This is a genomic window from Halomonas lysinitropha (assembly GCF_902500215.1).
Classification (GTDB): Bacteria; Pseudomonadota; Gammaproteobacteria; order Pseudomonadales; family Halomonadaceae; genus Halomonas; species Halomonas lysinitropha.
This window is the reverse complement of sequence record NZ_CABVOU010000029.1, coordinates 1-22,693: the sequence shown is the minus strand read 5'-3', so window position 1 is coordinate 22,693 and position 22,693 is coordinate 1. Positions and strand designations below refer to the sequence as shown.

Annotated in this window: 24 protein-coding genes and 3 tRNA genes; 12 read left to right on the top strand and 15 right to left on the bottom strand. The window is 65.0% G+C overall.

Annotated features, from left to right (window positions below):
• The first annotated feature begins 225 nt into the window (after window positions 1-225).
• The 6 genes from HALO32_RS07490 to HALO32_RS07465 are packed head-to-tail and all read left to right on the top strand — an operon-like array spanning window position 226 to window position 6,067.
• Window positions 226-3,060, top strand: coding sequence for a monovalent cation/H+ antiporter subunit A (locus HALO32_RS07490; protein WP_151443172.1), 2,835 nt, complete (start codon window positions 226-228; stop codon window positions 3,058-3,060).
• A complete protein-coding gene (locus HALO32_RS07485) occupies window positions 3,060-3,404 on the top strand; it encodes a Na+/H+ antiporter subunit C (protein WP_151443171.1) in 345 nt (114 codons plus the stop codon). Before HALO32_RS07490 ends, HALO32_RS07485 begins: the two co-directional genes overlap by 1 nt.
• Entirely contained in the window at window positions 3,401-4,909 is a 1,509-nt protein-coding gene (locus tag HALO32_RS07480; protein WP_151443170.1) for a monovalent cation/H+ antiporter subunit D, read from the top strand. The genes HALO32_RS07485 and HALO32_RS07480 overlap by 4 nt, the downstream gene beginning before the upstream one ends.
• Window positions 4,906-5,403 carry a Na+/H+ antiporter subunit E gene (locus HALO32_RS07475; protein ID WP_151443169.1) on the top strand — a complete coding sequence of 166 codons (498 nt, stop codon included), beginning with the start codon at window positions 4,906-4,908 and terminating at the stop codon, window positions 5,401-5,403. Before HALO32_RS07480 ends, HALO32_RS07475 begins: the two co-directional genes overlap by 4 nt.
• Complete coding sequence (locus HALO32_RS07470; protein WP_151443168.1) at window positions 5,397-5,666, top strand: K+/H+ antiporter subunit F; 270 nt, start codon at window positions 5,397-5,399, stop codon at window positions 5,664-5,666. Before HALO32_RS07475 ends, HALO32_RS07470 begins: the two co-directional genes overlap by 7 nt.
• A gap of 8 nt (window positions 5,667-5,674) precedes the next feature.
• Window positions 5,675-6,067 (top strand): Na+/H+ antiporter subunit G, encoded by a 393-nt coding sequence (locus tag HALO32_RS07465; protein ID WP_151443167.1) that lies wholly within the window; start codon window positions 5,675-5,677, stop codon window positions 6,065-6,067.
• Between the two features lie 6 nt (window positions 6,068-6,073).
• Here HALO32_RS07465 and hemH read toward each other — a convergent pair whose 3' ends face one another.
• A complete protein-coding gene (gene hemH, locus HALO32_RS07460) occupies window positions 6,074-7,162 on the bottom strand; it encodes a ferrochelatase (protein WP_151443166.1) in 1,089 nt (362 codons plus the stop codon).
• A 107-nt stretch (window positions 7,163-7,269) separates the two neighbouring features.
• On the opposite strand from hemH, the gene HALO32_RS07455 reads away from it, so the two are divergent.
• Window positions 7,270-8,856, top strand: a complete 1,587-nt coding sequence (locus HALO32_RS07455; protein ID WP_151443165.1) for a cryptochrome/photolyase family protein — start codon at window positions 7,270-7,272, stop codon at window positions 8,854-8,856.
• A complete protein-coding gene (locus HALO32_RS07450) occupies window positions 8,853-9,260 on the top strand; it encodes a thiol-disulfide oxidoreductase DCC family protein (protein WP_151443164.1) in 408 nt (135 codons plus the stop codon). The genes HALO32_RS07455 and HALO32_RS07450 overlap by 4 nt, the downstream gene beginning before the upstream one ends.
• A gap of 2 nt (window positions 9,261-9,262) precedes the next feature.
• On the opposite strand, the gene HALO32_RS07445 is transcribed toward HALO32_RS07450, so the two are convergent.
• From HALO32_RS07445 to rnr, 9 genes are all read right to left on the bottom strand, one after another.
• Window positions 9,263-9,565, bottom strand: a complete 303-nt coding sequence (locus tag HALO32_RS07445) for a DUF6482 family protein (protein ID WP_151443163.1) — start codon at window positions 9,563-9,565, stop codon at window positions 9,263-9,265.
• A 134-nt stretch (window positions 9,566-9,699) separates the two neighbouring features.
• Entirely contained in the window at window positions 9,700-9,993 is a 294-nt protein-coding gene (locus tag HALO32_RS07440) for a hypothetical protein (protein ID WP_151443162.1), read from the bottom strand.
• A gap of 72 nt (window positions 9,994-10,065) precedes the next feature.
• Complete coding sequence (gene dnaB / locus HALO32_RS07435) at window positions 10,066-11,454, bottom strand: replicative DNA helicase (protein WP_151443161.1); 1,389 nt, start codon at window positions 11,452-11,454, stop codon at window positions 10,066-10,068.
• A 203-nt stretch (window positions 11,455-11,657) separates the two neighbouring features.
• Window positions 11,658-12,104, bottom strand: coding sequence for a 50S ribosomal protein L9 (gene rplI / locus HALO32_RS07430; protein WP_151443160.1), 447 nt, complete (start codon window positions 12,102-12,104; stop codon window positions 11,658-11,660).
• A gap of 16 nt (window positions 12,105-12,120) precedes the next feature.
• The gene (locus HALO32_RS07425) at window positions 12,121-12,972 is read right to left on the bottom strand and encodes a YybS family protein (protein WP_151443235.1); all 852 of its coding nucleotides are present in this window, start codon (window positions 12,970-12,972) and stop codon (window positions 12,121-12,123) included.
• Between the two features lie 14 nt (window positions 12,973-12,986).
• A complete protein-coding gene (gene rpsR, locus HALO32_RS07420) occupies window positions 12,987-13,214 on the bottom strand; it encodes a 30S ribosomal protein S18 (protein ID WP_089712195.1) in 228 nt (75 codons plus the stop codon).
• 33 nt (window positions 13,215-13,247) lie between these two features.
• Window positions 13,248-13,625, bottom strand: coding sequence for a 30S ribosomal protein S6 (gene rpsF / locus HALO32_RS07415; protein WP_151443159.1), 378 nt, complete (start codon window positions 13,623-13,625; stop codon window positions 13,248-13,250).
• 137 nt (window positions 13,626-13,762) lie between these two features.
• On the bottom strand, window positions 13,763-14,632 hold the full coding sequence (gene rlmB / locus HALO32_RS07410) for a 23S rRNA (guanosine(2251)-2'-O)-methyltransferase RlmB (protein WP_151443158.1): 870 nt from the start codon (window positions 14,630-14,632) through the stop codon (window positions 13,763-13,765).
• On the bottom strand, window positions 14,632-17,034 hold the full coding sequence (gene rnr, locus HALO32_RS07405; RefSeq protein ID WP_151443157.1) for a ribonuclease R: 2,403 nt from the start codon (window positions 17,032-17,034) through the stop codon (window positions 14,632-14,634). Before rnr ends, rlmB begins: the two co-directional genes overlap by 1 nt.
• 235 nt (window positions 17,035-17,269) lie before the next feature.
• Between rnr and HALO32_RS07400 the strand changes: the two genes are divergently transcribed.
• From HALO32_RS07400 to HALO32_RS07390, 3 genes are all read left to right on the top strand, one after another.
• Window positions 17,270-17,356, top strand: a tRNA-Leu gene (locus tag HALO32_RS07400).
• A 77-nt stretch (window positions 17,357-17,433) separates the two neighbouring features.
• Window positions 17,434-17,520, top strand: a tRNA-Leu gene (locus tag HALO32_RS07395).
• 41 nt (window positions 17,521-17,561) lie between these two features.
• A tRNA-Leu gene (locus HALO32_RS07390) sits at window positions 17,562-17,648 on the top strand.
• An 81-nt stretch (window positions 17,649-17,729) separates the two neighbouring features.
• Here HALO32_RS07390 and HALO32_RS07385 read toward each other — a convergent pair.
• The 3 genes from HALO32_RS07385 to HALO32_RS07375 all read right to left on the bottom strand — a co-directional run bounded on the left by HALO32_RS07385 (window position 17,730) and on the right by HALO32_RS07375 (window position 19,510).
• Window positions 17,730-18,596: a DNA/RNA non-specific endonuclease gene (locus HALO32_RS07385; RefSeq protein WP_151443156.1), complete on the bottom strand. Its 867-nt coding sequence runs from the start codon at window positions 18,594-18,596 to the stop codon at window positions 17,730-17,732.
• 53 nt (window positions 18,597-18,649) lie between these two features.
• A complete protein-coding gene (locus HALO32_RS07380) occupies window positions 18,650-18,925 on the bottom strand; it encodes an Lrp/AsnC family transcriptional regulator (RefSeq protein WP_151443155.1) in 276 nt (91 codons plus the stop codon).
• A gap of 114 nt (window positions 18,926-19,039) precedes the next feature.
• Window positions 19,040-19,510, bottom strand: coding sequence for a methylated-DNA--[protein]-cysteine S-methyltransferase (locus tag HALO32_RS07375; protein ID WP_151443154.1), 471 nt, complete (start codon window positions 19,508-19,510; stop codon window positions 19,040-19,042).
• Between the two features lie 218 nt (window positions 19,511-19,728).
• Between HALO32_RS07375 and HALO32_RS07370 the strand changes: the two genes are divergently transcribed.
• Window positions 19,729-20,043, top strand: a complete 315-nt coding sequence (locus HALO32_RS07370) for a high-potential iron-sulfur protein (RefSeq protein WP_151443153.1) — start codon at window positions 19,729-19,731, stop codon at window positions 20,041-20,043.
• A 77-nt stretch (window positions 20,044-20,120) separates the two neighbouring features.
• Here HALO32_RS07370 and HALO32_RS07365 read toward each other — a convergent pair whose 3' ends face one another.
• Window positions 20,121-21,671 (bottom strand): SpoVR family protein, encoded by a 1,551-nt coding sequence (locus HALO32_RS07365; RefSeq protein WP_151443152.1) that lies wholly within the window; start codon window positions 21,669-21,671, stop codon window positions 20,121-20,123.
• Window positions 21,672-21,701: 30 nt separating this feature from the next.
• On the bottom strand, window positions 21,702-22,693 hold a 992-nt coding region (locus tag HALO32_RS07360), incomplete at its 5' end, for a YeaH/YhbH family protein (RefSeq protein WP_151443151.1).

Genomic DNA, 22,693 nt, shown 5'->3' with positions numbered 1-22,693 from the left:
ACAGTCGCCGCCCCCACCCGGTAGAGCTGACAACTCTATAGAGACAAGGTGTTGAAAGGCAAGGAGGCGGCGAGCGTGCCCCCTTTGGGTTAGAGTGTGGGAAAGCCAAGCCTTGGGGGGCGACCCGACCCAGAGCCGGGGTGCGATCGCAGGTCGCTTGCGCCATCCTGTCCCCGGGACAACCCACGCCCTCCCGTTTCCGGAGCCGCGCAGGAAGACCGATCGATGACATTGCTGTGGATAGCCCTGTTGCCCCTCCTGGGGGTGTTGGTGCCCGCGTTCACCGAGCAACGCGGGCGCCGTTTCTGCTCCCTGGCCACCGCGGTACTGCCCGCACTGGCACTACTGATGATGCTGGGCCAGCTACCCGCTCTGGCAGCCGGCGAGACCCTACGCTTCGCCATCGGCTGGGTGCCCACCCTGGGCCTGGACCTAGCCTTTCGGCTGGACGGTCTTTCAGTGCTGTTCAACCTGCTGATCGTGGGGATCGGCCTGCTGATCCTGCTCTACGCGCACTACTACCTGTCGCCGGAGGAGCCCTTCGGGCGTTTCTATGCCTATCTGATCCTGTTCATGGCCTCCATGGTCGGCATCGTGATGGCCGACAACCTGCTGCTGCTGTGGCTGTTCTGGGAACTCACCAGCATCTCCTCGTTTCTGCTGATCGGCTTCTGGTCGCACCGCAGCGATGCCCGCAAGGGGGCACGCATGGCGCTGACCGTGACCGGCGCCGGCGGCCTGGCACTGCTCGCCGGCCTGCTGCTGCTGGGGGACATGGTCGGCAGCTACGACATGAACGAAGTGCTGGCCAGCGGCGATGTCATCCTCGCCGACCCGCGCTATCCCATGATGCTGGTGCTGGTGCTGCTGGGCGCGTTCACCAAGTCGGCCCAGTTCCCCTTCCAGTTCTGGCTGCCGCATGCCATGGCGGCTCCCACGCCGGTCTCGGCCTACCTGCATTCGGCGACCATGGTCAAGGCCGGCATCTTCCTGATGGCGCGCCTTCACCCGGCCATCGCCGGCAGCGAGCTGTGGTCGGTGATCGTCTCCCTGGTCGGCATGGCCACCCTGCTTTACGGGGCCTGGTTCGCCCTGCTCAAGACCGACCTCAAGGGTATCCTGGCCTTCTCCACGGTCAGCCACCTGGGGCTGATCACCGTGCTGCTGGGAATCGGCACGCCCATGGCGGTGCTCGCGGCGCTCTTCCACATTCTCAACCATGCCACCTTCAAGGCGGCGCTGTTCATGAGCGCGGGCATCATCGACCACGAGACCGGCACCCGGGAACTGGGCCGGCTGGGCGGGCTGCGTCGCGCCATGCCGGTCACCGCGGTGCTGACCAGCGTGGCGGGCGCCGCCATGGGCGGGGTTCCGCTGCTCAACGGCTTCCTGTCCAAGGAGATGTTCTTCACCGAGACCCTCGCGAGTCCGGTGCTGGGCGGGCTCAGCTGGCTGATGCCGGTACTGGCCACCCTGGGCGGCATCCTCTCGGTGGCCTACTCGCTGCGCCTGGTGCATGCGGTCTTCTTCAAGCCGGCCCGCGAGGCTCCCCCCAAGTCACCCCATGAACCACCAAGGCTGATGCGCGCCCCGGTGGAACTGCTGGTGGCGCTATGCGTGATCGTGGGCCTGGCTCCGGTACTGGCGGAGGGCCTGCTGGGACTGGCCCTGCAGGCGGTACTGGGCGAGGCGTACGGGTTCCACCTGGCGATCTGGCACGGCGTCAACCTGCCGCTGTTGATGAGCCTGGTGGCGCTGGTCGCCGGCGTCGCGACCTACTGGCGCCATCCCGACCTGCGCCGCTTCCTCAAGGGGTTTCGTCCGGTGGATGCCCGCCTGGTGTTCGAAGCCGCCGTGCAGCGCCTGGGGCGCAGCGCCGAAACGGGTCTGGCCTGGTTCGACGGGGGCTCGCTGCAGCGCTACATGACCTGGCTGCTGCTCGCTGCCCTGTTGATGGGCGGCCTGGGCCTGGCGCGCATGAGCGGGCTCGGCGGTGAGCTGGAAAACCAGCCTCTCGACGGCGTCCTGCTGCTGGGGGCCGGGCTGCTGATCTTCGGCGGCATTGCCACGGCCGCTACCCACCGCTTCCGCCTGATTTCGCTGCTGATGCTCTCGGTGGTGGGGCTGGTCGTCGCCCTTACCTTCGCCCGTTTCTCTGCGCCCGACCTGGCACTGACTCAGCTCTCGGTGGAGGTGGTGACCATGATCCTGCTGATGCTGGCGCTGTTCTTCCTGCCCCAGAAGACGCCTCGGGAGTCCTCGAATCGCCGCAGTCTGCGAGACGTGTTACTGGCCGGCGCCCTGGGCATGGTGGTCGCCAGCCTCAACTATGCAGTGTTGACCCGTGACAATGCGCCCATCTCCGGTTTCTTCCTGGAGAACAGCGTGCCCGGCGGCGGCGGCCACAACGTGGTCAACGTCATCCTGGTGGACTTCCGCGGCTTCGATACCCTGGGCGAGATCACCGTGCTGGCCCTGGCAGGTCTGGCGATCTTCAAGCTGCTCAATCGGCTGCGGCTGTTCATTCCGCATAGTGACGGCAAGGGTCGACTCTGGTCACCGGATCGCTATCCGGCGATCCTCACCTCCATCTCCATGGCGCTGCTGCCGCTGGCCCTGCTGGTGTCGGCCTTCATCTTCCTGCGTGGCCACAACCAGCCCGGCGGCGGCTTCATCGCCGGGCTGGTCACCGCCGTGGCACTGATCCTGCTCTACATGGCCCGCGGCGTGGACTGGGTCCAACAGCGCCTCGACTTCCCCTATCAACCCGTGGCAATTGCCGGGGTGGCCGTCGCCACCTTCACGGGGCTGGGCAGCTGGCTTTTCGGCCATCCCTTCCTGACTTCGGCCTTCAGCTATTTCAGCCTGCCGCTGGTCGGGAAGTTCGAACTGGCCACCGCCATGATCTTCGACCTCGGCGTCTATCTCGCCGTGGTGGGGGCCACGCTGATGATCCTCGCCAATCTGGGCAAGGTCACCACGCCCCACCGTCCGGCCAAGGAAGCCTCCGAAAGCTTCGACACCGCTCCCACTTCGCGACCCGGCAAGGAGAAACGCTGATGGAAAGCCTCTACGCCATCACCACCGGCGTGCTGACCGCCTGCGGGCTCTACCTGGTCTTGCGTGGCCGAACCTTCCCGGTGGTGGTCGGCCTTACCCTGCTCTCCTATGCGGTCAACCTCTTCCTGTTCTCCATGGGGGGGCTGACCACCGACGGGGCTGCCATCCTCGACGGGCCATCGAACTATGCCGACCCGCTACCCCAGGCGCTGGTGCTCACTGCCATCGTGATCGGCTTCGCCATGACCGCCTTCGTGGTGATCCTGGCCATGCGTGCCCGCAGCGAGGCGGGCAACGACCATGTCGATGGCCGCCACCATGAAGACGGGGAGGATCGCCCGTGATGCAGCATCTGATCGTCCTGCCCGTGGTGCTGCCGCTGGTCGCCGGCATCCTGCTGCTCTATCGCCGCCAGGGGGCCACCCGGGCCAAGCGCCTGGTCGGGGTCATCGCCACGGCGCTGCTCGTGGTCGTCGGCATTGCCCTGGTGGCCCGTGCCGCCGGCGGCGAGGTCACCTACTACGCACTGGGGGACTGGCAGCCGCCCTTCGGCATCGTGCTGGTCCTCGACCGCCTCTCGGCGATGATGATACTGCTCACCGCGGTGCTCGCTCTGGGGGCGGTGGTGTTCGCCTGTGCCGGCGACGACGAGCGCGGCAGCAACTTCCACGGCCTCTTCCAGTGGCAACTGATGGGCATCAACGGCGCCTTCCTCACCGGTGACCTCTTCAACCTCTTCGTGTTCTTCGAGGTGTTGCTGCTGGCCTCCTACGCCCTGCTGCTGCACGGCGGCGGCAAGGCGCGCATCCAGGCCGGGGTCCACTACGTGGTGCTCAACCTGGCCGGTTCCTCGCTGTTCCTGATCGCCGTGGGCGTACTCTATGGCGCCACCGGCACCCTCAACATGGCCGACATGGCGGTGCGCCTCGGCGAGCTGCCCGCCGAGCGGGCTGGCTTGGTGACCGCCGGAGGCCTGATGCTGCTGGTGGTGTTCGGGCTCAAGGCGGCGATCCTGCCACTCTACTTCTGGTTGCCGCGGGCCTACGCCGCCGCCCCGGCACCGGTGGCAGCGCTCTTCGCCATCATGACCAAGGTCGGTATCTACGCCATCCTGCGGGTCTATTCGCTGGTCTTCGGCGAACACGCCGGGCCGCTGGCGAACCTCGAGCAGGCCTGGGTATGGTGGCTGTCGCTGGGCACTCTGGTGGCGGCCGGGATCGGGGTAATGGCCGCCCGCGACCTGCGGCTTCTGGTCGCCTATCTGGTGCTGGTCTCGGTGGGCACCCTGCTGGCCGGCATCGGGATGGGCTCGCCGGCCGCCGTTTCCGCCCTGCTCTACTATCTGGTGCACACCACCCTGATCACCGGCGGGCTCTTCCTGCTGGCCGAACTGATCGGCCTGCAGCGCGGCAAGGCCGGAACGCGCCTGGTCAGGGGCCGCCCGCTGCTCCAGGGCGGCTGGCTGGCCGGGCTGTTCTTCGTCGGTGCCGTGGCGGTCGCCGGCCTGCCGCCGCTGTCCGGGGCCATCGGCAAGGCGCTGATGATGGCGGCCGCCGAGGGTAGCCAGCGTGCCTGGCTGTGGCCGATCCTGCTGGGCACCGGCCTGTGTGCGCTGGTCGCCCTGTCGCGGGCCGGCTCCACGCTCTTCTGGCGTAGCCAGGGGGAGCCGATGGGCGTGCCCCTGCCGCGTCGCCAGTGGTTCGGGGTTGCCTGGCTGCTGGGCGCCTCACCGCTGCTGGTGGTCCTGGCCGGTCCGGTCAGCGACTACACCCAAGCCACCGCCGACCAACTGGCCAATCCCCAGGCGGTGGTCAACGCCCTGCTGAATGATGCCGGAGGCACGCCATGATCAAGCCCCGTCCCTGGCTGCCGACCCCTCTGCTGTCGATCCTGCTGCTGGCAGTCTGGCTGCTGCTGGTACGCAGCACCGCCTTCGGTCAGTTTCTGCTGGGCGGTTTCCTGGCGATAGTGATACCGCTGGCCACCCACCGCTTCTGGGATGCCCAGCCCCATGTAGGCCGACCCTGGCTACTGCTGCGCTTCGTGGTGCGCGTGCTTGGCGACATCCTCATCGCCAACATCGAGGTGGCCTGGATGATCGTCAATCCCTTTCGCCGGCTGCGGCCCCATTTCGTGGAATACCCACTGATGCTGGAGGATCGCTTCACCATCACGCTGCTGGCCAACACCATCAGCCTGACGCCGGGTACGGTATCGGCCAACCTGCGCCTGGACGGCCGGACGCTATTGATCCACGCCCTGGACGTGGAGGATGAGGAGGCGCTGATCGCGCATATCCGCGAACGCTACGAGCGGCCGCTGAAGGAGATCTACGAATGCTAGACCTTGCCCTGTGGACCAGCATGGCCCTGGTGGTGGCCGCCCTGCTGCTCAATGTCTATCGCCTGACCGTGGGGCCGGACATGCCGGACCGGATCCTGGCGCTGGATACCATGTACGTGAATTCCATCGCGCTGATCGTGCTGATGGGTCTGTGGCTGAATACCAAGACCTACTTCGAGTCGGCGCTACTGATCGCCATGCTCGGTTTCATCAGTACCGTGGCGGTCTGCAAGTACCTGCTGCGTGGCGACATCATCGAATAGGAGGCCCCATGACATTCTATGTGCTCCTCGAGGGCGTGATCGCCTTCCTGCTGATCGCCGGCGGTGCCTTCGCCTTCATCGGCTCGTTGGGCATGGCCCACCTGCGCGACTTCTACATGCGCCTGCACGGGCCCACCAAGGCCACCACCCTGGGGATCGGCTGCATGCTCGCGGCTTCGATGCTCTATTTCTGGGTGATCGACGGCAAACCCGACATCCAGGAGATGCTGATCACGCTATTCCTGTTCATCACCGCCCCGGTCAGCGCTCACCTGATGGCCAAGACCGGCCTGCACCTGCAGCTGCGCCATGAGGACAAGACCCGGGGCAACCCGCCCGAGCTCCGCGACGAGGAGATCGGCGAGAAGCCGGTGCCGCACCCGGATCGCGGCCACGGCTGACGGGACCTAGACCCAGCCGCCCAGTTCGTTGTCGATGATCGAGAGCAGCGCGGCAATATGGTCATCGCGGTCATTCAGGCACGGGATATAGGTGAATGTCTCGCCACCCGCCGCCAGGAAGCTATCGCGAATTTCCTCCTCGATCTCCTCCAGGGTCTCCACACAGTCCGACGAGAAGGCCGGCGACACCACCGCGATGTGCTTCTTGCCCTGTCGGGCCAGCTCGGCGACGTGCTCCACGGTCGCTGGCCCCACCCACTCCTCGGGGCCAAACTTGGACTGGAAGGCGGTCTGGATCGCCTCCTCCTCCCAGCCGAGTCGCTCGCGCAGCAGGCGCGTGGTCTTCTGGCACTGGCAGTGGTAGGGGTCGCCCTCCAGCAGATAGCGCTTGGGAACGCCATGGTAGGAGGCAACCAGGACCTCGGGCGGCGTTTCGGCGGCGTCATAGGCCTCGCGCACCGAACTGGCCAGGGCGTCGAGGTACTGCGGGTGTTCGAAATAGGCGGGCACCGTGCGAATCGCCGGCTGCCACTTGAGCTTCATCAGGGTGCGAAAGGCCTGGTCGTTGGCCGTGGCCGTGGTCGGTGAGGCGTACTGTGGATAGAGCGGGAAGAACAGGATCCGTTCGCAGCCCGCGGCCTGCATGCGCTTCAGCACGCTGTCGGTGGAGGGATTGCCGTAGCGCATGCAGAAGTCCACCACCACATCCTGCCCATAAGCTGCGTGCACTCCCTCGGCAATCTTGCGGGTCTGGTCACGCGTCGTGGTCAGCAGCGGGCTTTCGTTCTTCTCGGTGTTCCAGATGCCGCGATAGGCCTCGCCGGACTTGAAGGGGCGGCGCGAGAGGATGATCAGCTGCAGCAGCGGCTGCCATTTCCAGTCCGGGTAGTCGACCACCCGCTTGTCGGAAAGGAACTCGCTCAGATAACGACGCATCGACCAGTAGTCGGTGGCATCCGGCGTGCCCAGGTTGGCCAGCACCACGCCGACCTTCTTTCGCGGCATCGGCGGATGATCGGCCGGGGCATGGGCCAGCCGGCCGCTGCCCGGCGAATCCAGGTCTCGGGACGCCTTGTCCGGGTTCGGTGGGGTCATTCGGGAACTCCTTCTGATCGCTGATGGATAGAGTTTATCAGCCCGCTCGCCCGGAGGGGGATGAAGTTGTACTATGTAAATGATTTGTACAGCTTGAGACAAGGATCATGCCCCGACCCCTGGTGCTGCTGCTGGGCGACCAGCTGAGTCACGACTTGGCCAGCCTGCGCGGCCTGCCGGAAGGCGGGGTAGTGGCGCTGTGCGAGGTGGCCGCCGAAAGCTCCTATGTCCCCCATCATCACCAGAAGATCGCCCTTATCCTCTCCGCCATGCGCCATTTTGCCACCGAGCTTCGCGACCGGGGCCACCGGGTGCACTACAGCGTCCTGGACGACCCGGACAATGCGCAGACACTGGTCAGCGAGGCGGAGCGCCTGGCCGGCCTGTACGGCTGCGACGAGGTCCGCGTGGTGCGCCCCGGCGAGTGGCGGCTGTGGCAGGCGATGCGCCAGCGCGAGCACGCCGCCCTACCCTGGCGGCTGATCGAGGATGACCGCTTCTTCACCACGCCGGAGGACTTTGCCGCCTGGGCCCAGGGTCGCAAGGCACCCCGCATGGAGCACTTCTATCGGCTGATGCGCAAGCGAACCGGCCTGCTGATGGAGGATGATCAGCCGGCAGGGGGTCAGTGGAACTTCGACCATGACAACCGCGAGCCGCTGCCCGAATCGCTGGCGGTTCCCGAACCGCCGCACCACCGTCATGACGCCGTCACGGATGACGTAATGGCGCTGGTGGCGGAGCATTTTCCCACGCATTTCGGCAATCTGGAGAACTTCCACTGGCCGGTCACGCGCCGTCAGGCGCTGGGTGACCTGCGCCATTTTCTCGAACACCTGCTCCCCGACTTCGGCCGTTTTCAGGACGCGATCAGTGACACCGACCCCTTCCTCTTCCATTCACGGCTCTCCGCGGCCCTCAACCTTGGCCTGCTCTCACCCCGCGAGGTGTGCGAGGCAGTCGAGCGCGAATACCGTGAGGGGCGTGCACCGCTCAATTCCGTCGAGGGCTACATCCGCCAGGTGCTGGGTTGGCGGGAGTATGTGCGCGGTCTCTACTGGACCCGAATGCCCGACTACAAGCGACGCAATGCCTTGGTGACGAGCCGCGGCCTTCCGGCCTTCTACTGGAGCGGTGACACGGACCTGCACTGCCTGAAGCGCGCCATCGAGATGACGCGCGACCATGCCTATGCCCACCATATCCAGCGGCTGATGGTCACCGGCAACTTCGCACTGCTCTGCGACGTGGCGCCCGAGGCACTGTGCGACTGGTACCTGGCCGTCTATGCCGATGCCTGCGAGTGGGTGGAGCTGCCCAACACCCTGGGCATGGTGCTGCATGCCGATGGCGGACTGATGGGCTCCAAGCCCTACTGCGCTTCGGGAAAGTACATCGATCGCATGTCGGACCACTGCCGGCACTGCCGCTTCAACCCGAAGCAGGTGACGGGGCCCGATGCCTGCCCCTTCAACAGCCTCTACTGGGCCTTTCTCGAGCGTCATGCCGACACCCTGAGCGGCAACCCGCGCATGAAGCTGATCTACGGCAGCCTGCGGCGCATGAACGATGACAAGCGGGCGGCCATGCGCGAGCAGGCCGATGCCTTCCTGGCGGAGCTCGAGACCGCGCCTGCCTACGGGCATGGCGAGCATCTGGCAGGCTACGACGCCACTCAGGAGACGACACCATGACACGAGACGATACCCTCGAGGCCTGCGCCCCAGCGACGCTCTATCACGATGGTCACTGCCCGCTGTGCCAGCGCGAGGTCGCCTGGCTGGAAGGCCATCCGCACCGCGCGCGCATCAGGCTGGTGGATATACAGGCACCGGACTTCGATGCCGCGTCGCTGGGCACAAGCCTCGAGGCGATGATGGGTCGGCTTCATGTCCACGATGCGGAGGGTCGCTGGTACATCGGCATGGATGCCAGCCGCGCGCTCTATGCGGTACTGGGCTATCGCCGGCTGGTTTGGCTGAGCACCCTTCCGGGGGTGAAGGGAATGATGGATGCGGGATATCGATGGTTTGCCCGCCGCCGCCTGCGCCTGGGGCGTTGGCTACAACAGCGGCAGCAGGTCAGGGACAAGGAATAGGATCAGAAGACCAGCGGCATGCGCGAGGTGAGCGGATCCTGGTAGTGGGTCTCGCGACCGACGACTTCATCGTGGGGCACCTGCTGGACCAGGTAGGCACGGTGGATACCGGCGCGCTTGAGCTCCAGGTAGACGTCATCCAGCGCGCGAAACAGCACCGGCTTGCCCTGGCGAGTCAGCATATAGCGCTGTCCCTCGATGTCTTCCAGTTCGACCTGGTAGAAACGGCTGCCGGCATGGCCGATAACGCGAATCTCGAAGTTGTCGTGACGGGCCACGAAGGCCTTCAATTCCTGAAATTCCATGGGTCCTTCCTCCTGATGTCCGGGTCGACGATGTCGAGATACAAGTTCGGCAATAGATTGACTGCAACCGATGACGGTAGCGTGTCGTCGACGTTACCCTGTTGTGACCTTGACCGCTTCGTCAGGTTCCGGACTTACTGATATTCGGAAGGATCGATGGCCTTGCCCAGGGAGTTGCGGTCCACCCAGTTGCCGGCCTTGGTCTCCTTGTAGCGGAACACCACCCGGTCGCCGACCTGGACCGGCAACTCGGTATCCTCGGTCTGATAGCTGTAGGCTTCGCCGTCCACCACCAGGTGGTAGCGATAGAGATCGGGCATTCCCAGCCACTCCTTGAAGGGGCCTTCACGCTCCACCGACTGAAGCTCACCTCGCCCTTCGAGCTTCGGGGTACGCCGGCGATTGCCGCGTCGGAATTCGCCTGCCATGCTGCCTCCTTCCAGAGTGATTCGAGGGGTCGGCATTATACGGGGCCGGTCCCGAGACTCAAGGGCGCGCCTTTACCCGCCAAAAGCCTCGCGGTAGCTGTCCGGCGCCAGGTCCTCGAAACGGGTGTACTTGCCGATGAACGCCATGTGCACCGTGCCGATGGGACCGTTCCGCTGCTTGCCGATGATCACCTCGGCCAGCCCCTGGTTGTCGGGATTATCCGGATTGTAGACCTCGTCGCGATAGACGAAGCCGATGATGTCGGCATCCTGCTCGATGGCACCCGACTCGCGCAGGTCCGACATTACCGGACGCTTGTTGGGGCGCTGCTCCAGTGAGCGGTTGAGCTGAGAAAGCGCCAGCACCGGACAGCCGAACTCCTTGGCCAGCCCCTTGAGCGAGCGGGAGATCTCCGAGATCTCGCCGGTGCGGTTCTCGGAGAAGCCGGGAATCTGCATCAGCTGCAGGTAATCGATCATGATCAGCGACAGGTTGCCGTGTTCACGCACCACACGGCGGATCCGCGAGCGCATCTCATTGGGCGACAACGCGGCGGTGTCATCGATGAACAGCTGCTTGTCCTTGAGCAGGTTGACCGCCGAGGTCAGGCGCGGCCAGTCCTCGTCCTCCAGCTGGCCGGTGCGCACGCGGGTCTGATCGATACGCCCCAGCGAGGAGAGCATGCGCAGCATCAGCGAATCCGCGGGCATCTCCATGGAGAACACCATCACCGGCCGGTCACTGGCAATCACCGCGTGTTCAACCATGTTCATGGCAAAGGTGGTCTTGCCCATGGAGGGGCGCCCCGCGATGATCACCAGATCCGAAGGTTGCAGCCCCGACGTCATCTCATCCAGGTCGCGGAAACCGGTGGAGAGCCCGGTCATCTCGCCCTGCAGGTTGAAGAGCTCGTCGATGCGATCCACGGCCTTGGTGAGCAGTTCGCTCATGCCGATCGGCCCACCCGACTTGGGACGCTCCTCGCTGATCTGGAACACCAGCCGCTCGGCCTCATCGACCAGCTCGTCGGCGGGGCGACCCTGGGGGGTGAAGGCGCCGTCGGCGATCTGGCTGGCCGCGCGGATCAGCTTGCGCAGGGTGGCGCGCTCGCGAACGATATCCGCATAGGCGCGGATATTGCTCGCGGACGGGGTGCTCCTGGCCAGCTCCGCCAGGTAGGCCAGGCCACCTACGGTATCGAGCTGGTCGCGCCCCTCCAGCGCCTCGGAGAGAGTGACCACGTCCAGCGGGCGCCCCACCTCGGCCAGGCTGGCCATGACGTTGAAGATCAGGCGATGCTCATAACGATAGAAATCATCCGCCACCAGCCGATCGGCCACGTTGTCCCATGCCTGGTTGTCGAGCATCAGGCCACCGAGTACCGACTGCTCAGCCTCCAGCGAATGCGGCGGCACCTTGAGGGCGGCGGTTTCCCGGTCGAGGGCGAGGGGTTCGTTCATGGGGCACGGACCTTCAAGGAGAAAGGGGCAACATCATTCTACGCGATGACGCGCTCCGACCCCATGCCCGGGCAGGTCGAGGCCGCCGGTTCATGATGCGAAACGCAAGAGCCAAAAAAGGGGGCGAGGATTCACTCCTCGCCCCCCCTTTTCGGGGCACGCCCTGTTGGGCGTCCCGACGCGCTGACCTTCTTATTCGGCCATTATTCGGCCACGACCACCACACGAACGGTGGCATCGACTTCGGCATGCAGACGCAGGCCGATATCGTACTCGCCGGTCTGGCGAATCGGGCCCTGCGGCATGCGCACTTCGCTCTTGGCGACTTCGATCCCGGCGCTGGAGATGGCCTCCGCCAGGTCACGCGGTCCGATCGAGCCGAACAGCTTGCCCTCGTCACCGGCCTTGGAAACCAGTGACAGTTCGATGTCGTTAAGCTGTTCCGCGCGCGCCTCGGCCACGGCCTTGCGCTCGGCGGCCTGGGCCTCGAGCTCGGCACGCTGGGCCTGGAAGGCCTGGATGTTGTCCTTGGTGGCCGGCACGGCCAGTCCGTAGGGCACCAGGTAGTTGCGGCCGTAGCCGGGCTTGACGGTGACCTGGTCACCCAGACCGCCCAGCTTGCCAATCTTGTCGAGCAGAATGACGTCCATTCTCGTAAACCTCTTGTCAGTGGCTGCGGGCCAGTCGTCCGCGGAAGTCCGCGAACGTGTCGATGAAGGCCAGAAGCAGCACGATGAGAATCATGGGCCAGGTGGTGATCAGCAGCACATAGAAGGCGACCAGCCACAGCCCGTTCATTCCCTTCAATCCGATAAAACCATGCACCAGCGCGACGCCGGCCACCAGCAGCGGTACCCAAGCCAGCATGCCCAGGGCCGGAAGCCCCAGCACCGCCCCCAGCACACCGAGCACTACCAGCATGGCGAGTTCCCGGGGCGCCAGGCGCAGGCCATGGAACTCTTCACGGAACCCGCCCGGGTTGTAGAGCCCGGCCTGCCAGCCGCGCGCCAGGGCCAGGCAAGCCACGGCGGCGAGCAGCACGATCAGCCCAGTCACGCCACTGATCAGCAAGCCGGCCAATTGCTCGGTGTCCATGCCCTGGCGAGAGAGCTCGGCGAGCATCTCCGCGATGTCCGGTGACCCCTGGCGCAGCTGCTCCAGTACAGGACCGGCCCCGCCCGGCGGAAGGAAGATCTCCAATTGGATCATCACCGCCCCGGCCAGGGTGCCGGCAAGGAGTGCCTCACTCCAGCGCAGCCGTGAACGCAGCACCACTGCCATCAACACGACCAGCAGAATGCTGGCCAGCGGGATGACGTCTCCCTGGGTCCACCACCAGCCGGCCGGTACGGCCGCGGCGATGATCACCGGAAGCGACGCGGCCATCCCTTGCCGGAGCGTGGCCAGGGCCGCCACGGCGGCCCCCAGCCAGAATAGCCACGGAATCAAGGTGGCAATGGCCGCCCCGGCGGCGGCGTGGGGGGTGCCGCGCATCATCCAGCGGGCAACGGGCAACATCACGCGCGGGTGCTTTACTGGTGGCTGTCGGTGTAGGGCAACAGCGCCAGGTAGCGTGCCCGCTTGATGGCGGAGGACAGCTGGCGCTGGTAACGGGCCTTGGTCCCGGTGATGCGGCTGGGAACGATCTTGCCGGTCTCGGTGATGTAGGCCTTGAGTGTGTCCAGATCCTTGTAATCGATCTGCTTCACGCCTTCAGCGGTGAAACGGCAGAACTTGCGGCGACGGAAAAAGCGTGCCATGGGAAGTCTCCTTCAGAGGGGCGATGGGGTGGCTCAGGCGGATTCGGATTCGGTGCTGCGCGGCTTCTCGTCGCGACGGACACGCTTCTCTTCCACCGGCTTCATCATCGGTGAGGCCTCGGTGACGGCTTCCTTGGCGCGAACCACCAGGCTGCGGATGATGGCATCGTTGAAGCGGAAGATGTTCTCGATCTCGTCGAGGGTCTCGCCGCTGCACTCGACGTTCATCAGCACGTAGTGAGCCTTGTGGATCTTGTTGATCGGGTAGGCCAGATGGCGACGGCCCCAATCCTCGAGGCGATGCACGGTGCCGCCATTCTCGGTGACGAGGCTGGTGTAGCGCTCGACCATGGCCGGGACCTGCTCGCTCTGGTCCGGGTGGACCATGAAGACGATCTCGTAGTGACGCATGAAATCTCCTTGCGGTTTGGCAGCTTCCTCAGTGGCGATCTCGAATCGCTCAGGGGAAGCAAGGAGTGATTGTCAGAAGACAGAAAGGCCCGCTCGCAGGACGAGCGGGCGCAGGTATTCTAAAGAATGGGAGCGGGCTACGCAAGCCGCGAAGCAGCGTCCTTCAAGCTTCTTTGACGCACCGCCTCGAACAGGCAGATACCGGTGGCCACCGAGACGTTGAGGCTGGAGACGCTGCCGGCCATGGGCAGCTTGACCAGGGTATCGCAGGCTTCGCGGGTGAGACGACGCATTCCCTTGCCTTCGGCTCCCATCACCAGCGCCGCGGGGCCGGTGAAGTCGGCCTCGAAGAGGCTCGCCTCGGCCTCGCCGGCGGTACCGGTGATCCAGACGCCGAGCTCCTTGAGCCGGGCCATGGCCCGGGCCAGGTTGGTGACCTGGTAGACCGGGATGCTCTCGGCGGCGCCGCAGGCCACCTTGCGCACCATGGCATTGAGCGGTGCCGCCTTGTCCTTGGGCACGACCACGCCATGCACACCCGCGGCATCGGCACTGCGCAGGCAGGCGCCGAAGTTATGCACGTCGGTGATGCCGTCGAGCACCAGCAGCAGCGGCGCCGCCGCATGGGGCCAGCCCTCGAGCCTCAACCACAGGGAAGTCTCGCCCTCGAAGGCGAGCGGCGTGGCAAAGGCGATGATGCCCTGGTGAGAAGCCCCCTGGGCCAAGCGGTCGAGCTCGTCGCGAGGACGGGAGTGGAGACGTGCGCCACCCTGGCGAGCCATCTGGGCCAACTCGGCCAGGCGCGTGCCGGAGGAGCCCTCCTGGACCCAGACTTCACGGGGCGCCTTGCCCCGGTCGAGCAGTGCCCGTACCGCATGCACACCGAACACCGCCTCGAGCCCTCCGGGCGGGGCAGGTGCACGAGGCGCCTTGTTTCCGGCGTGTTTCTGGACCTTGCTTGCCTGCCCCGACTGGGTATCGTGCCGGGGCTTGCGACCTGACGCCATCAGCCGCGCGCCTTCGAGCGACGCGGGCCACGACGCCGCCTGCCGCTCTTGCCCGACTTGTCGCCGGGCTTGCCGTCACCCGCCTCGGACGGCTTGCCGCCACTGCCCTCGGCCGACTTCTTGCCACCGCGGCTCTTGCGCGGTTGGCGTTTGGGACGTGGCTTGTCGTCGGCGAGCTCGAAATCGATCTTGCGATCGTCCAGGTCGACGCGGGCCACCTGCACGGTGACACCGTCGCCCAGGCGGTAGCTCATGCCGCTGCGCTCGCCCTTGAGGCGATGCTTCTCGGGCTCGTAATGGTAGTAGTCGGAGGGCAGCGAGGTGACATGCACCAGTCCCTCCACGAACACCTCGTCGAGGCGCACGAAGATACCGAACTGGGTCACCGAGGCGATGCTGCCGTCGTAGACCTCGCCGAGCTTGTCAGACATGAACTCGCACTTGAGCCAGTCCTCCACGTCGCGGGTGGCGTCGTCGGCACGCCGTTCGGTCATCGAGCAGTGCTCGCCGAGCTCGAGCATCTGTTCGAAGGTGTAGGGGGCCCACTTGCTTGGGGGTTCCACACTGGCCCCCTCGGCACGCAGCACGGTATTGGTCTGGCGCGGGCCACGGATCACCGAGCGGATGGCGCGGTGAACCAGCAGATCGGGGTAGCGCCGGATCGGCGAGGTAAAGTGCGCATAGGCCGGATAGGCCAGGCCGAAATGGCCGTTATTTTGCGGTGAGTAGACCGCCCGACTCATGGAGCGCAGCATCACCGTCTGGATGACGTCGGCATCGTCACGTCCCTTGATCGCCTCGGCCAGGTCACGGTAGTCCTGGGGGCTCGGGTCGTCGCCGCCACCCAGCGACAAGCCCAATTCGTTGAGAAACAGGCGTAGCTTGTCGAGGCGTTCTGGCGAAGGCTTCTCGTGGATGCGATAGAGGGCCGGCAGGTCATGCTTGTCGAGGAAGCGGGCCGTGGCCACGTTGGCCGCCAACATGCACTCCTCGATGATCTTGTGGGCATCGTTGCGCGTGCGCGGGACGATCTTCTCGATCTTGCGCTCATCGTTGAAGACGATGGCCGTCTCGGTAGTCTCGAAGTCGATGGCGCCCCTCTCCACCCGGGCCTCGCGCAGTAACCGATAGAGGGAGTGCAGGTTCTTCAGCGACGGCACCAGTTCGCCGTACTGCTCGCGCAGGGCGTCACCCTCTTCACCCTCGTCATCGAGGATGGCAGACACCTTGTTGTAGGTGAGGCGCGCATGGGACTGGAAGACCGCCTCGTAGAAACGGTAACGGCTGATCGCGCCACTCTGGGAGATGTTCATCTCGCAGACCAGCGCCAGGCGATCGACGGCCGGGTTCAAGGAACAGAGCCCGTTGGAGAGCAGCTCCGGCAGCATCGGCACCACCTGGCCCGGGAAGTACACCGAGTTACCGCGGGTAATTGCTTCCTGATCCAGGGCACTGCCGGGACGCACGTAGTGGGAGACGTCGGCGATGGCGACCAGCAGCTTCCAGCTGCCCGATTTGGTCTTCCAGGCACAGACGGCGTCGTCAAAATCCTTGGCGCTTTCGTCGTCAATGGTCACCAGTGGGACGTCGCGCAGGTCGATGCGATGCTGCTTGTCCTGCTCGGCCACCTGGGCGGACATGCCGGCGATCTGATCGTGGACATCCGGCGGAAACTCGGCGGGGATCTCGTAGCTGCGGATGGCGATGTCGATCTCCATCCCGGGATCCATGCGCTCGCCGAGCACCTCGACCACCTCACCCACTGGCTGCACTCGCGTTTCGGGCTGCTGGACGATCTTTGCCGAGATCACCTGGCCATCCTGGGCACCGCCGCAGGCGCTGTGGGGAATGATCACTTCCTGGGTGATACGAGCGTTCTCGGGGATCAATACCCCGAATTCCGGGGTGTTGGCGCGATAGACGCCGACGATGGTCTGGGTGTTGCGAGCCAGCATCTCGACAATGGTGGCCTCGTCGCGCCCCCGCCGGTCGCGTCCGCTGACCCGCACCAGCACATGGTCGCCGTGGAAGACGCGGCGCATCTGCCGCGGTGGCAGCACCAGGTCGGGCTTCTTGCCGTCGTCGCGCAGCAGGAAGCCGAAGCCGTCGCGATGCCCCAACACCTTGCCCTTGATCAGGTCGAGCTTGTCGATCAGTGCATAGGCGCCACGGCGGTTACGAAGCACCTGGCCATCACGTTCCATCGCCGCCAGGCGCCGACGCACCGCCTCCTGGAGCTCCTCATCCTCAAGGCCCAGCTGCTGGCTCATCGCTTCGTGGGTGAGCGGCTTGCCGGCCTCCTCCAGACGGGCGAGCAGGTATTCACGGCTGGGAGCGGGCTTATCGTACTTGTGGGCTTCGCGTTTGGCGTGCGGATCGTCGCTGAGCGTCCAGTGGGTCATGCAGTGGGCATCCTTGGCGGCATCGGGAGCAGCGTGATCGAAAGGGCGCGGGGACGACGTCCGGCGCGTGGCATCTGGCATTTCGGGTAGATTGTCATGGGTACAGTATAGCGCCCGTGCCCGCATCACCCAACCGTGGCAGCGCCGGCGAAGCATGGAAGTCGACAAAAATCCATCGTGCCGCGGCCAGATCCGCTTGCATCGACGGATGAATCCGGTACCATACGCCTCGCCTGCCCAGATGGCGGAATTGGTAGACGCGCTAGCTTCAGGTGCTAGTGTCCTTATGGACGTGGAGGTTCAAGTCCTCTTCTGGGCACCATCGGTATACCGTCGTACGTGAACGGATACCAGGGAGTATACTCCCGCGCTCTTTGTCAGCTCGAATCGCTCGTGTTCGCCCAGGTGGCGGAATTGGTAGACGCGCTAGCTTCAGGTGCTAGTGTCCTTATGGACGTGGAGGTTCAAGTCCTCTCCTGGGCACCATCGCATACGCGATATGCGCGAACACGACGACCGCATGATGCGCCCAGGTGGCGGAATTGGTAGACGCGCTAGCTTCAGGTGCTAGTATCCTTACGGATGTGGAGGTTCAAGTCCTCTCCTGGGCACCATTCGCGTCATGCAGACGAGTCACCATTGCAGCCTCACAGGAAACCGCGAACATGACGTCGCGGTTTTTTTGTGCCCGCCGTTCAGAAACGCCCGGGAAGCCTGGCCACGGCCTCGAGCTCCCAACCCGCGGTTTTCACCTCGGCCTCCAGCGCCACGGCGGCCGCCTCGGAGAGCTGCGGGAAGAAGTCCAGCCCGGTCCGCGCCTCCACCTCATCGATGCTGACCAGGAAGTCATCCAGCGGCTCGTCACCCGAAACGTGCTGCGGCATAAGGAAGGCCAACGCCAACGGCTCCTCCCCCGGCACCACCAGGATCTTGTAGAAAGCCTCAGGCACCTCCACCAGGCCGACCCGGTTGAGCACATTCCGGCGAAACGATGCCGGGAAGACCGGACCGGTGATCACCTGGAGGGCACCGAAGCGTGGCACGAAGTGATCCATCACCACCTCTTCCAGACGCTGCCAGAGGCGCCGATTGAGCTCGGGTCGCTGGGGCGACATGTTGCTCATCAGGAAGGTGTCGCGCTGGGCCGCGCTGCCATGGACGGCGGCGATCGCGTAATTGGGGGCGAGATGTCCCCGGTCATAGCCGCTGCCGAAGTAGCTGTCCGGCGAGATCGGCCACAGGGCGCGCCAGTCACGCTGGAAGCCGGGGCGCGGTCCGGCGCTCGGTTCCTCGACGTCATGCAGCAGGTAGCTGACCCACAGCGCATTGACCCGCACATCGGACCACCCTACCAGGAAGCCGTCGTTGCGCAGCACGCGATGAAAGCTCAGCGGGGCGAGCTCCTGCCAGGTCGTGACACCCTGCCAACTGAGTCCGTCACGTAACTCACGCTCCTGGTAATGCCACAGCCCCGTCGCCACCACCACGAACAGCGCCGTGATGCCGAAGCGACGCACCCGGCCTCGCCAGCGGCTGGCAATGCGCCTTCGTCTCGCTGCCATGCTCGAACCTTAATCTGTTCCACCCAGTGGCGAGCCGTCAGGCTCGGCCCCTCTCACCAGCCCAGGGAGAACATGGTCTCCAGGTCGTGACGGGAGTGGACCTGCATGGCATTGAGCGTCTCGGTGTCGCGAATGCCTTCGACGGCATTTAGCCGCCCGGTCACCAGCTCTGCCAGGCTCTCGAAATCGCGGGTGCGTGCGATGGCCACCAGATCATAACGGCCACAGGTGGAATAGACTTCGCTGATCCCCTCGATATCGGCCAACCGTTCGGCCACGGCCTTTACCTGGCCCTTCTCGGCATTGATCAGAATCACTGCATTCTGCATCGGACTTCTCCCTGCTCCAGGTGCTTGTGCGCACGACATATTCTCCGGCCAACCGGGCGACCACCGCCGCCGGCGCGAGTATAGCAGCGCCAGCGAGGACGCTGAACCGAGGCGTCACTCTCGACCGAGGCTCCCCTCCAGGACCAGCAGACGGCGCTTGAGCTCAATCCCGCCGCTGTAGCCTCCCATGCCATCGGCGGCCACCAGGCGGTGGCAGGGAATCAGCAGCGGCAGGGGATTGGCGCCACTGGCCGCGCCGATGGCACGAGCGGCTCCCTCCCGACCCAACTGGCGAGCCAGTTGGCCATAGGTACGTGTCTCGCCATAGGGAATTCTCAGCAGTGCCGACCACACTTGCCGCTGGAAGTCGCTGCCTCCGGGGGCCAAGTTCAGGCTGAAGTGGCGCCTGCGGCCTGCCAAGTAGCCGAGCAGCTGGTCGCGCGCCTCACCAAGAGCCTCATCGTCCCGAACCACCTCAGCCGGATCCGGCGTCTGCTCGGCGGCCAACACTAATCTCTCCAGCCCGGCTGCGTCACTGCACAGCAGTATCTCGCCGATCGGCGAGGAAAATCGAGTGAACGCCATGACCTACCTCCTTAGGGATCGGCAACGTTGCGACGGATCGCCGCACACGCCTCGATCGGTTCGCGATGCTCCCATCAGTTTACTACTATTGGCAGAACGAACTCCGCCGGGATGCGCCTGTCGGATCCAAGAGGTGGATCAACCACCCGCCAAGAAGAACGGGCATCATGATTGCCCCACCGTGATCCCTAGACCCATCGTGATGACAAGGAGAGACCATGGCCGACCATAGCCGTCGTGATTTCATGCGCAACAGCCTGCTGGGCCTAGCCGCCCTGCCCCTCGGCGCCGGCATCCTGTCGAAAAGTGCCTTTGCACAGGACCTCCCGCGGCTCGACCCGAGCGCCGACCAGGCCCAGGCCCTGAACTACGTCGAGACCGCCAGTGACGCCAGCGACCATCCGGCCTACGAGGAAGGGCAACGCTGCGACAACTGCATGTTCTACCAGGCCGACAGCGAAGGCTGTCAGCTATTCCCGCAGAACAGCGTCGAGCCGGGCGGCTGGTGCCAGTCATGGTCGGCCCAGGCCTGACCGACGCCAGCTAGCCGAATGCAGGCTGGATACAACAAGACCCGCGCCACGGCGCGGGTCTTGTTGTTAGGACGGCATCAGTCGCGCCGCTCCTCCTCGGGCAGGGGCCAGTGATAACGGCGTGCCACCTCATCACCCTGCACCGACTCCAGCCGCACCGGAAAGCCCCACAGCTGGTAAAGGTGACGGATCACCGGGTAGACACTGCGCGCCAAGGGGCGCCGGCTATCCTGGACATGGCGCAGGGTCAGCGAACGATCACCGCGGATGTCCGCCGAGGTGACCTGGATATTGGGCTCACGTACCGCCAGGGCGTACTGGGTAGCGAGAGACTCGCGAACGCGCCGATAGCCGCGCTCGTCGTGGATCGCCGCCACTTCCAGCATCTCCTCCTGGTCGTCGTCGACCACCATGAACAGCTTGAGGTCGCGAATCACCTTGGGCGACAGGTACTGCTGAATGAAGGATTCGTCCTTGAAGTTGCGCATGGCAAAATGCACGACTTCCAGCCAATCGCTTCCCGCGGTGTCGGGGAACCACTCGCGATCCTCCTCGGTGGGGTCCTGGCACATACGCTTGATGTCGCTGAACATGGCAAAGCCCAGCGCGTAGGGGTTGATGCCGCTGAAGTAGGGACTATCGAAGGCCGGCTGGTTGACCACCGCGGTATGGGACTGCAGGAACTCCAGTATCAACCCCTCATCCACCAGGCCTTCATCGAAGAGCCGGTTCATCAGGGTATAATGCCAGAAGGTCGCCCAGCCCTCGTTCATCACCTGGGTCTGGCGCTGCGGATAGAAGTACTGGGCCATCTTGCGCACGATGCGCACCACTTCGCGCTGCCAGGGCGCCAGCAACGGGGCGTTCTTCTCGATGAAATAGAGCAGATTCTCCTGAGGCTCCGGGGGATAGCGGCCGCCCTCGTGAAGGCCCAGGGGGTCCTCCTCGTCGGCCATGTCGGGCAGGGCATCCCCGCGTGGGCGCCCCGGGATGGTGCGCCATAGGGTGTTGACCTGGGCCTGGAGGTGCGCCTCGCGCTCCTTCTGCCGCCGCGCCTCCTCGGCGGCGGAGACCGGCGAGGGGCGCTTGTAGCGGTCGACGCCATAGTTCTGCAGGGCATGACAGGCGTCCAGCAACTGCTCCACGGCGCCCACACCGTGGCGCTCCTCGCACTCGCTGATGTACTTCCGGGCGAATACCAGATAGTCGACGATGGACGAGGCATCCGTCCAGGTGCGGAACAGGTAGTTGCCCTTGAAGAAGGAGTTGTGGCCATAGCAGGCGTGGGCCATGACCAGCACCTGCATCATCAGGGTGTTCTCCTCCATCAGGTAGGCGATGCAGGGGTCGGAGTTGATCACCAGTTCATAGGCCAGCCCCATCTGGCCACGCCGGTAGGCCTGCTCCACGGCCAGGAACTGCTTGCCGAAGGACCAGTGGTGGTAGCCCACCGGCATGCCCACGCTGGCGTAGGCATCCATCATCTGCTCGGTGGTGATGACCTCGATCTGATTGGGATAGGTATCCAGGCGATATTCATCCGCCAGGCGTGCGATCTCGTCCTCGAAGGCGTTGAGGATCTCGAAGCTCCAGTCGGAACCGGTAGCGATGGGCTTGCGTCGGGTCATGCTGCCTCCTCGGGCCGCCTGCTCTGATGATCAAGTGCTGGCAATGCGGCGCTTGAACAGCTCGCGAAAGACCGGATAGATGTCTCCTGCATCGACGATCTGGCGCATGGCGAAGCGCTCGGCATATTCGGCCTCCACCCGCTCATACTCCTCCCACAACGCCTGGTGAGCATGGGGGGTGATCTCCACGTAGGTGAAGTACTGCAGCCGTGGCATCAGGCGTTCGACGAGCAACTCACGACAGGTGATGGAATCGTCGTCCCAGTTGTCGCCATCCGAGGCCTGGGCCACATAGAGATTCCACTGCCCGGGGGGATAGCGCGACTCGATGATCTCGTCGACCATCGTCAGGGCACTGGAAACGATGGTCCCGCCGGTTTCTCGGGAATAGAAGAACTCCTCCTCGTCGACCTCCTTGGCCGCCGTATGGTGGCGAACGAAGACCAGCTCGACCTTCTCGTAGTTGCGCTCGAGGAAAAGGTAGAGGAGCAGGAAGAAGCGCTTGGCGATATCCTTGTGGGCCTGGGTCATGGACCCCGAGACGTCCATCACGCAGAACATCACCGCCTTGCTGGAAGGCTGGGGCTGATCGATAAGGTTGTTGTAGCGCAGGTCGTAGGTATCGATGAAGGGTACCGCCTTGAGGCGTCGCTCCAGGCGCTCGATCTCCGCCTTGAGCTCGGCGATGCGGGCCGGATTGCGCAGCACAGGGTCCTTGCGCTCCTCCTCGTCCAGCGCCTGGGTGGCCTCACGCAAGGCCCGGCGGATCGGCGCCCGCATGGCGATGCGCCGGGCCTGGGCCTCGCGCATGGAGCGCACGATGTTGATGCGCGCCGGAACGCCCTCCTTCGATACCCCGGCACGCACCGGGCGCACCTCATCGAGGTCCACCAGGGCCTTGCGTTCCAGATGCGGCAGCTCCAGGCCATCGAAGACGAAGTCGAGGAACTCCTCGCGACTCAAGGTGAAGGCGAACTCGTCCCTGCCTTCGCCCTGGTTGGAGGCACCCCCCTCCCCGGCAC